Here is a 1,359-nt window from a genome sequence, read left to right as displayed (position 1 = left end):
GACGCAGCAGAACGCCGCGATGGTCGAGGAAGCAACCGCCGCCGCGCGCAGCCTGTCGGACGAGGCGGAAGCGCTGAAGCGCGAGATCCGGCGGTTCAGGCTGGTGGAGGGAGAGGCCTCGGCCGCCGCGTCGCCGGTCCACCGGCTTCAGGCGCGGGTCGCTGGCGCGGGCTGGTAAGGCGGTGAGGGCGCGCCGGGACGATTGACGTTATCGCGGCGCGTGGTGGCGGTCGATCGCGGCGACCGCCAGCCGCGTCGCGCGATAGACGTCCGGCAGCGCCACGTCGCGCGCCTCCGCCAGCGCGCGCCACAGATTGCCGGCATCGTCGAAGCCGAGGATCCCGCAGATACCCGCCAGCCGGTGCGCGGTTTCCGCCAGCGTGGCGCGATCGGCGGGATCGCACATACGCAGTATCGCCAGCGCGGCGGCCAGTCGGTCGCGCAGGCCCAGCGACAGTCGCGCCACCTCCGTGACGCCGAATACCTCTTCCAGCCTGGGCAGGGCACATGTGCGCGGACGCCAGCGCGCCGCGGCGGCGACCGCGTCGTCCAGCGGTGCCGCATCGTCCCAGCCACGCCGGATCATCGCCCATGGATCGACCGCGGTGTCCGGCGACAGCGCCACGACCACCGATGCGGCAGGCGCCGTGTCGCGTTTCCATCGTGCCAGCCACGCATCCGCCGCACCGGGCGGCAGCGCAACCAGCAGCAGCGCGTGCGCATCGGTCGGGGGGATCGCGTCGCTGGCCATGTGCGTGACGCGCCAGCCGTCGCGCGCCCATGCGTCCGTCGTGGTGGCGACCGTATCGCGATCGGTTATGATACCGAGATCATCGATCCGCGATTTATCCATTTCGGACACCAACACTTGACGGGAGAACGGAAACGCGGAAGTGGTATTAACAGATTTCGATGTAAAACAATAAGTTCTTGGCTGTGGCATGGGTGCGGCTTGAACGGGGACAGACTATTGATCGCCGACGATCACCCGCTGACGCGGGAAGGGTTGTCGCTGGCCGCACGAGCGGCCTTTCCGGGCGCGCAGGCGATCGGTGTCGGTACGGTGGGAGAAGCGGTGGCGGCGCTGCAAAGCCGCTCGACGATCCGATTGATCCTGCTGGATTATGCCCTACCCGATTCGGAGGGATTTCGCGGCCTGATGCGCGTGCTCCACGTCGCGGACGGGGTGCCGGTGCTGATCGTCACCGCATCGGATCGCCCCGGGCTGGCCGAAGGGGCGATGGCGCTGGGCGCGGCGGGTTTCCTGCCGAAGACGCTGCCGCTCGATGAAATTTCAGGGATCCTTCGCAAGGTGCTGTCGGGGCAGCGATATTTCCCCGAGGCGCTCGCCCCCGCCGC

The 1,359-nt window shown here is 68.9% G+C and carries 2 protein-coding genes; one reads left to right on the top strand and one right to left on the bottom strand.

Annotation, left to right across the window (positions count from 1 at the left end):
- Positions 1–208: 208 nt before the first annotated feature.
- Positions 209–853, bottom strand: coding sequence for an Hpt domain-containing protein (locus tag AX685_RS22935; protein ID WP_066491539.1), 645 nt, complete (start codon positions 851–853; stop codon positions 209–211).
- Positions 854–952: 99 nt separating this feature from the next.
- Here AX685_RS22935 and AX685_RS22930 point away from each other — a divergent pair.
- Positions 953–1,359: response regulator (locus AX685_RS22930; RefSeq protein ID WP_197418713.1), on the top strand; the 407-nt coding region annotated here is incomplete at its 3' end.

It is taken from the genome of Sphingomonas sp. CCH9-F2, from assembly GCF_001556735.1.
GTDB lineage: Bacteria > Pseudomonadota > Alphaproteobacteria > Sphingomonadales > Sphingomonadaceae > Sphingomonas > Sphingomonas ginsenosidimutans.
The sequence above is the reverse complement of the archived record's forward strand: the minus strand, read 5'-3'. Positions and strand labels throughout refer to the sequence as shown.

What these genes read in the sequence shown, in the direction of transcription:
- AX685_RS22935 (WP_066491539.1), bottom strand. Translation starts at nt 853, where the DNA reads ATGGATAAATCGCGGATCGATGATCTCGGTATCATAACCGATCGCGAT.